Below are 7,307 nucleotides of genomic sequence, written 5' to 3'. Positions count from 1 at the left end.
ACACCCGGCTCGCCAAGGTGGCCCACACCGCGGGCCGCTGGGCCGACGGCAACCGGCAGATCGCACGGGCCCGTACCGTCCTGGGCCCCGCTCCCGACGAGGCCGCCGCCGCGGCCGTCGACGTGGCCGCGGCCTACCTCGCCCTGGACACACCCGGCACGGACCGCCCCCACCAGGCCGAGAACCTGGCCCGCCCGGCGGGGGAGTGCGCCCCGGCGGGCGGGCCGTACCTGCCGGAGGGGTGACCGCGGTGCCCGCGGGGGCCGGTCCGCGCCTCCGGCGGCGGTCAGCGCCTTCCGACGTCGGAGGCGGCCGCCTCCCGGAGGTTGCGGAGGGCGTCGCCGGGAAGCAGATAGCCGGACAGGACGTTGCGCGCGTCGGCGCGGCGCACGGCGGAGACGTAACCGGCGTGCGAGGGATGCAGCCGGTCGAGCCGGTCCCTGTCGAACGGGACGTGGGTGCCGAACAGGACGCAGAAGGTCTCCCCGGAGTTGTCGCCGGTGTTGAGCGCGGTCGGCACCTCGACCTGGGAGAGCCTGATGCCGCCGCGCGCCAGGCCGAGTCCGTCGCGGGCCTTGGTGCCGTCGGGGGCGAACTCCAGCGGAGGCGCGGACGGCGGGCGCACACCGTGCTCGGCCCAGCGCACCAGATGGCCGTAGGCGGCGGCGATCACATGGTGCAGCGGGACCCTGCTGAACGGCGGCCGGTCGCAGGCGTAGGCGGGCGCGGAGCCGAGGTCGCGTTCGAGGACCGGCCGGCGGTACTCCTGGCCGTGCCAGCCGGAGTGCGCGCTGCCGGCCACCTCCCAGCGCCGGTAGCGGTCGTCGTCGGCACGCCGGTTCGGGGTGCGCACGTCGGTCTCCGACAGCACGTGGAACACCGGTTCGGCGCCCTTCCGGGACGGCGCGGTGCCGACGATGTGGGCGTAGGCGTCGAAGACGGGCTCCGTCCGGGGCAGGACGCGGTCGTAGTAGACCGTCATCCGCGCGGCGGACTGCGACGCCCCGACGCCCAGCACCGTCTCGGCCCGGAGCGGGCCGAGGAGGGCGGCGCCCTCGCGGCTCCGCAGGGCCCTGGCGGCCTGCGCGAACACGTCGTAGGACAGCTCGTCGGCGGTGAAGCGGCCCCGGCCGCTGACGTCGAGATTCCCGTAGCGGGCGGGGCTCCAGCCGCGCAGTTGGTCCACACCGACCCGCTGGGCGGAGACGCCGACCCAGGCGTACCCCCCGCGCATGATCTGCTCGGGGGACCACAGGGCGTCCAGGTCGTATCCGGCCGAGACGTTCTGCCACTCGGTCAGGACCGTGCCGTTGAAGTCCCCGGGGTCGGCGGGGCGGCGGACGATGACGCGGGTGGTGTACGGCACGTCGGAGGCGAGGAGTTCGCCGGTGGTGCTGTATCCGTCGGCCTCGCCGGACAGGTAGAACTCCTCCTCCACGTATCCGGCGGCGGCCAGGTCGGTGACGGTGGACATCCACGGACGGGTGTCCTCCACGTCCGGGGCCGACGGGTCGCCGGGGGCCGTACCGGCGATGGGCCCCTGGACGACCGGTGTGCCCACCGCCGCTCCGCTTGCCGCCCCGGCCGCCGCCCCGGCCGCCGTTCCGGTCGCCGCCGGGGCGGGCGGCGGGGAGGCCTCGGCCGCTCCCGTGGTCAGGGCCGCGGCGACCAGGGCCGCCGGTAAGATCCGCGACGTTCTGCGCCATGTGCTCATATGCGTCCGGCTCCTCTTCCCGGGCGGGGCCGTATGCCCGCCCGTCCCCGAAGAGGATGGCCGGTGCGGGACAGGGGCCCATCGGCCGAATCACCGGTCCTGACGGCGACCGCTCACCGGCCGGGCGGACGGCCGGTGAGCGGTGCCCCGGCCGCCCGGATGGGGACGCCGGCGGCACCCCCCGGACGGTACGGGCCGCGGGCGGCGGCCGGCGCGGTCGTTCCCGTCAACCCGGGTCTCGGTCGAACAGCGACCTGGACCAGAAGTAGCCGAGCGTGGCCAGGCCCAGGCACCAGGCGACGGCCAGCCAGCCGTTGTGGCCGATCCCGGTGCCGAGCAGCAGGCCGCGCAGGGTCTCGATGGCCGGCGTGAACGGCTGGTACTCGGCGATCGGCCGGAACCAGCCCGGCATCGCGTCGACGGGGACGAAGGCGCTGGAGATCAGCGGCAGGACGATCAGCGGCAGCGCGTTGTTGCTTGCCGCCTCCGCGTTCGGGCTGACCATGCCCATCCCGACGGCGATCCAGGTGAGCGCCAGGGCGACCAGCACGAGCAGCCCGAAGGCCGCCAGCCACTCCAGGGCGGTGGCGCCCTCGGCCCGGAAACCGATGGCCACGGCGACGGCCCCGACCAGGACCACGCCGGCCACCGACTGCAGCACGCTGCCGACGACGCGTCCGACGAGCACGGAGCCGCGGTGGATCGCCATCGTGCGGAAGCGGGCGATGATGCCCTCGGACATGTCCATGGACACGGACACCGCGGTGCCGATCGTGGCGCTGCCGATGGTCATCAGCAGCAGCCCCGGCACGAGGTAGGCCAGGTACGCGGAGCGGTCGGCCCCGCCGCCTCCGATGCCCGCGCTCATCACCTCGCCGAAGACGTAGACGAACAGCAGCAGCAGGACGATCGGCGTCAGCAGGAGGTTCAGCGTCAGGGACGGGTAGCGCCGCACGTGCAGCAGGTTGCGGCGCAGCATCGTGGACGAGTCGCGCACGGCCAGGGACAGGGAGTTCATCGGACGGCCTCCTCGGAGGTCTGGTCGGTGCCGCCGGTCAGGGCGAAGAACACGTCGTCGAGGTCGGGGGTGTGCACGGTCAGTTCGTCGGCCTCGACGCCGGCGGCGTCCAGCCGGTCGAGGACGGAGCGCAGCTCGCGCTGGCTGCCGTCGCCGGGGACGGACAGCGCGAGGGCCGCGTCGTCGCGGGCGGCCCCGCGCAGGGCGCCGGCGGCGGACCGGTAGGCGTCCGGGTCGGTGAAACGCAGGCGGACGTGGCCGCCCGGTACCAGCCGCTTCAGCTCGTCGGCGCTGCCCTCGGCGGCGATCCTGCCGCCGTTGAGGACGGCGATGCGGTCGGCGAGTTCGTCGGCCTCCTCCAGGTACTGGGTGGTGAGGAAGACGGTGGCGCCGCCGGAGACGAGCTCGCGGACGATCTGCCACATGTTGTGGCGGGAGCGGGGGTCCAGGCCGGTGGTCGGCTCGTCGAGGAAGATGATGCGCGGGCCGCCGACGAGCGTCATGGCGATGTCGAGGCGGCGCCTCATGCCGCCGGAGTAGGTGGAGGCGGGCTTCTTCGCGGCGTCGGTGAGGGCGAAGCGTTCCAGCAGCTCGGCGGTGACCTGCTTGCCCTCACGCCTGGACAGGTGGTGCAGGTCGGCCATGAGGAGCATGTTCTCCTCGCCGGTGATCAGGCCGTCCACGGCGGAGAACTGCCCGGTGACCCCGATCGCGGCGCGCACGGCCTGCGGTGACGTGGCGATGTCGTGGCCCGCGACCTGTGCCCGGCCGCCGTCGGCGCCGATGAGGGTGGAGAGGATCTTGACGGCGGTGGTCTTGCCGGCGCCGTTGGGTCCGAGTAGCGCGAACACGGATCCGGCCGGGATGTGCAGATCGATGCCGTCGAGGACGGTCTTGTCGCCGTAGGACTTGCGCAGCCCGACGGCGGAGACGGCGGCGGGGGGTCGCGGGCCGCCGCTCATGTTGGATGTGGACATGACAGATGAAGGCATGGAGTCCTCCCTTTCGGAGGCCGAAGAGGTGAAGGGGTGGGGCGGTGAAGCGGCGGGGGAGCGAGCGCGCGGGTGTTCTCGCCGGGCCGGTGCTCAGACCCGGGCGCGGCGGATGTCGATGTTGCCGTAGCGGGTCCGGGCGCGGACCTCGACGGTGTCCTCGGTCTTCTCCGGGGCCTCGGAGGCGGTGAGCGTGTTGCGCACCTGCCCGCGGCCGGAGCTGACGTCGAGCCAGGCGGCGGTGCCCTCGCGGACACCGACCTCGATGGCTCCGTAGGAGGTCTCCAACTGGACCTTTCCACGGGTTACTTCGGCGACGCGCAGGGTGCCGTGTGCGGTGGTGGCGACGACCGGTCCCTCGGCGCGTGTGATGTCGATGTCGCCGTTGGCGCCGCTGACCCGCAACTCGCCGGTCGCGGTGCCGACGGTCGTGGTGCCGTGCGAGTTCTTCAGGACGGCGGAACCGTGGACGGCGCCGACGCGCAGGCTGCCGGAACTGGTGGTGATCTCGGCCGGGCCCTCGACCCGGTCGACGGTGATCGAGCCGTGGGAGGCCGTCAGCTTCAGCGGGCCGGTCGCGTCGAGGCGGACGTCGCCGGAGGAGGTCTTCACGCGCACCTCGCCGAGCCGGCCCTCACCGAGTACCTGGGCCCAGGCGCCGGTCAGGTCGACGTGCGAGTCCGCGGGCAGTTCGACCGTCACGTCGACGATGCCGGTGCGCCCGACGAGGTGGCGCCGCCTGGGCGTCCTGACGGTCAGGGCACCGCTCGCGTAGGCGACCTCGGTCTGCTCGGCCGCCCGCACGTCCTGCTCCCGTTTCGGGTCGCGGGGCCGCACCTCGACGACGGTGTCGAGGCGGTCGCCGGCGGTGAACCGGATGGAGCCGGCCTCCACGTGCGCCGTGGCCGAGATCGGTTCGGGTGTGTCGAAAGAAGGCATGGCTGTCCCGTCCTCCTGGGTCTTCGGGGCGTCCCCGCTGGTGGGACGTGGTGTGGGTGAAGTGATGCGGGCTCAGGGCGCAGGGCGCGGGTCAGCGCACCCAGCCGGTGTAGCTCTGCCCGATGGTCTGGGTCCTCTCCGCCGGGCGGGGACGGCCGCCACCGTCGAGCGCGGCCGACACGGCGCGCACCAGCCACGCGTTGACCGACAGGCCCTCGCGGCTCGCGGCCTCCTCGGCGCGCGCCTTGAGGTGGGCCGGCAGGCGCAGGTTGACGCGGGCGGTGCCGCCCTCCTCGCCGTCGGCCGGGGCCGGTGCCGCGATCGGTCCGGCGGGTGCGGAGGGCTCGGCGGGGGCGCCGCCGGCGGGCGGCGGCGTCACCACGAAGTCGGGGTCGAGTCCGCGCAGCCGTACGTCGACCGAACCGGGGGCGAGTTCACGGGTGATCTCGTTCATCGCGGCGGAGAGCACGTTGAGCATGGTCAGCCGGGCCGCCGACTCCAGGGGGGCGGTGAGCCTCTCGGCCAGCTCGCGGGCTTCGCCGCCGCCGGCCTCGGCGGCCACCGCCAGCTCGCGGCGGAGGGTGTCGACATACGGAGTGAGGTCCATGGCGCTATATTGGCACCATGTGGCGCCATGCGCAAGCCCGTATGGCACCTTGTGGGGGCAGGGTGCAGAAGAATTGCTCTGACCTGCGGGAATGCCGAGAGTTCGGCCTTGATGGCCTTGTCTCCGTGCATGTCCGCGCACTCCTGTGGGGGCTGGATGGTGCCATCTGGCACCTGATGGCACCTGATGGTGTCATCGAGTGCCGTTATGGCTCCCCTGTCGCTCGGCCCCGCCGGGGACGGAGTCCACGGGCATGTCATCGGATTCGCCGCCCCGGCCGGCGCCGGGTGCGTACACCTGGCCGCCGCTCGGGACGACGGAGGGTGCGCCGGGCGGCGCGATACGCCCCGGTGGGCTGACGGTGCCGAGGAATCTCCAGGGCCGTCGAGCGCCGGGGTCGTGCCGCGGGGCGGTGGGGAGCCGACTGCCGTGCGACTGCCGCGCGATCGGGTGTGTTCACACCGGGAGCGCGGAAAGCCCCGTCGGGGCAGGGCGCCCGAATGGGTTCCCTGCCCCGACGGAGCTCGGTCGGCCGGGCGGCGGGTTGCCGGCGCCCGGGCCGAAGCCGGTGCCGTGCGCGGTGTTCTCCGGCTCAGCCGAAGTTCACGTCACTGCACCACATGTAGGCCTGGTCGAGGTGCGAGGCCTGCCAGATCACGAACAGGATGTGGTGTCCGGTGTAGCCGGAGGTGTTGACGTTGAACCTGATGTCCTGCGCCGGGGCGAAGCGGCCGGTCTGCGTGATGAAGTCGAGGTTGCCCCAGCCCAGGGTCTGGGTCTTGGGGTCGAAGCCCTGCTTGCTCACGTAGACCCTGAAGTAGTCGGCACCGTGGGACGCCTGGTCGTGCAGCTGGACCGTGAAGTTGTTGCTGACGTTGGTCGTCTTCCACGCCCCGGGCTTGTTCAGGCTGGCGTTCCTCGAGAGGTTGTTGCTGCAGAGCGTCCCGTCGGGGGTCCGCGCCTGGAACTGGCCGCCGAGGCCGTCGCGGAGGGCGCTCATCCAGTTCCACATGGTGTCGGGGTTGGCCTGGAACGCCTGGTAACACATGGGGTCTTGGGTCTGCATGGCCGGGCTCGTGTGGTTGCTGCCCCACGTCTTCCAGCACTGGTACGCGCGGGTGGCGGGGTTGACGATGGTGCCGTGAGCCTGGGCGGGGGCCGACCAGGTCAGTGCGCCGACGACCACGGCGAACACCATGACGAGCGCCTGGAGGGGCCGGCGGAGGGCCGACCGGGAACGCCCGTTTAAGGGACTCTGCTTGCGCATGTGGGGGGAACTCCTTCCAGTTGCAAGGCTGCGATGGGAGCGCTCCCAACGGTACGTATTCTGAGTGAAATGTCAACGAAGAAAACGCAGTTGATTACACGGGTGGGTAGCGAGCAGGGAACCTGTCGCGAACCGGGACCAGAACCGTTCCCGGAGCCGGAAAGCGATGACGCGGCCCGGAGCGGTGTGCGGGGTGATGCCGGGGGGGCGCTCGCGGCATGGCGGCGGGACCTGGTTCCGGCGTGGGGGATGCCCGGTTCCACCCGCCCGGGAATCTCCTCCGCACGCACCCGGGCAGCCGCCCTCCGCTCCTCCGGTGCTCCCGGCCGCCGACTGCGCCGGCCGGCCGGCCGGCCCGCCTTCGCCGAGCCGGAACCGAGCCGGCGAACCCTGCCGCGGCGGCACCGGGAGCATGCCTGGCCGAAGAAGCCCGACCATCACGTCCGGAGAGGCATCGGCTTACCATGACGCCGCGTCAAACCGCGGTCTTGCGGATCCGGCCCGGCAGGGGAGACTGCCTTCACGACCGGGGCCGCCCGGTCCCCGGCAGGACCAGGCCAAGCAGATCGGTCCACCGCCACTCCACCGAGACGAGGTCTCATGAACCGAAACCGAGCCGCCGTCGGCGCGGTCGCCGTGACCCTGTTACTGAGGTTGAACTCGTGGTGTCGTAGGAGCTGACGGTCCTTGATCCCTGCGGTATGCCAGTGGGATGCGGTATCCACAAGGCGGCGGCCTGACCGCCGAACGGCAGCAATTCCGCGAGGGGT

Annotated in this window: 7 protein-coding genes; 1 reads left to right on the top strand and 6 read right to left on the bottom strand. The window is 72.7% G+C overall.

The window, feature by feature from the left end; all coding sequences use genetic code 11:
• Positions 1-245 (top strand): hypothetical protein (locus ACLIYP_RS28345; protein WP_412715950.1); only part of this gene is annotated, 245 nt, incomplete at its 5' end.
• A 41-nt stretch (positions 246-286) separates the two neighbouring features.
• Here ACLIYP_RS28345 and ACLIYP_RS28340 read toward each other — a convergent pair.
• The 6 genes from ACLIYP_RS28340 to ACLIYP_RS28315 form a co-directional block, all read right to left on the bottom strand.
• A complete protein-coding gene (locus ACLIYP_RS28340) occupies positions 287-1,714 on the bottom strand; it encodes an alpha/beta hydrolase domain-containing protein (protein ID WP_412715949.1) in 1,428 nt (475 codons plus the stop codon).
• A 226-nt stretch (positions 1,715-1,940) separates the two neighbouring features.
• Entirely contained in the window at positions 1,941-2,732 is a 792-nt protein-coding gene (locus ACLIYP_RS28335; RefSeq protein WP_412715948.1) for an ABC transporter permease, read from the bottom strand.
• On the bottom strand, positions 2,729-3,724 hold the full coding sequence (locus ACLIYP_RS28330; protein WP_412715947.1) for an ATP-binding cassette domain-containing protein: 996 nt from the start codon (positions 3,722-3,724) through the stop codon (positions 2,729-2,731). The genes ACLIYP_RS28335 and ACLIYP_RS28330 overlap by 4 nt, the downstream gene beginning before the upstream one ends.
• A 93-nt stretch (positions 3,725-3,817) precedes the next feature.
• Positions 3,818-4,663 (bottom strand): DUF4097 family beta strand repeat-containing protein, encoded by an 846-nt coding sequence (locus ACLIYP_RS28325; RefSeq protein ID WP_412715946.1) that lies wholly within the window; start codon positions 4,661-4,663, stop codon positions 3,818-3,820.
• Positions 4,664-4,754: 91 nt separating this feature from the next.
• The gene (locus tag ACLIYP_RS28320; protein ID WP_412697544.1) at positions 4,755-5,270 is read right to left on the bottom strand and encodes a toxin-antitoxin system HicB family antitoxin; all 516 of its coding nucleotides are present in this window, start codon (positions 5,268-5,270) and stop codon (positions 4,755-4,757) included.
• 592 nt (positions 5,271-5,862) lie between these two features.
• Positions 5,863-6,537 carry a lytic polysaccharide monooxygenase auxiliary activity family 9 protein gene (locus tag ACLIYP_RS28315; RefSeq protein WP_459076358.1) on the bottom strand — a complete coding sequence of 225 codons (675 nt, stop codon included), beginning with the start codon at positions 6,535-6,537 and terminating at the stop codon, positions 5,863-5,865.
• Between the last annotated feature and the right edge of the window lie 770 nt (positions 6,538-7,307).

The organism is Streptomyces nanhaiensis (assembly GCF_046614825.1).
Classification (GTDB): domain Bacteria; phylum Actinomycetota; class Actinomycetes; order Streptomycetales; family Streptomycetaceae; genus Streptomyces; species Streptomyces radiopugnans.
The sequence above is the reverse complement of the archived record's forward strand: the minus strand, read 5'-3'. Positions and strand labels throughout refer to the sequence as shown.